Annotated in this window: 1 protein-coding gene; it reads left to right on the forward strand. The window is 35.0% G+C overall.

Annotation, left to right across the window (positions count from 1 at the left end; all coding sequences use genetic code 11):
* A partial coding sequence (locus V6256_RS15755; RefSeq protein WP_341599162.1) for a Na+/H+ antiporter NhaC family protein occupies window positions 1-192 on the forward strand: 192 nt, incomplete at its 5' end.
* Window positions 193-220: the final 28 nt, after the last annotated feature.

The following is a 220-nucleotide window of genomic DNA, read 5'->3' on the forward strand; positions in this document are numbered from 1 at the left end:
ATTGTTAGTTTAATCTTGGCTAGTGTCTTCTTTATGGTATATTCAGGCAACCTGGCTTTATCTGCTGATGGTATAGCTTTTTCGGTATTAGGTGCATTTGAAAATACTGTCGTAGGTACTTCATTGGTTTACGGTGGTTTAGTAGGATTAGGCTTTTCTTTATTAACTGTGCTTAAACAAAAGCAAACTTAATAAGTGAGAGTGGTTGCTTTTGTTTAAG

It is taken from the genome of Psychromonas aquatilis, from assembly GCF_038155185.1.
Classification (GTDB): domain Bacteria; phylum Pseudomonadota; class Gammaproteobacteria; order Enterobacterales; family Psychromonadaceae; genus Psychromonas; species Psychromonas aquatilis.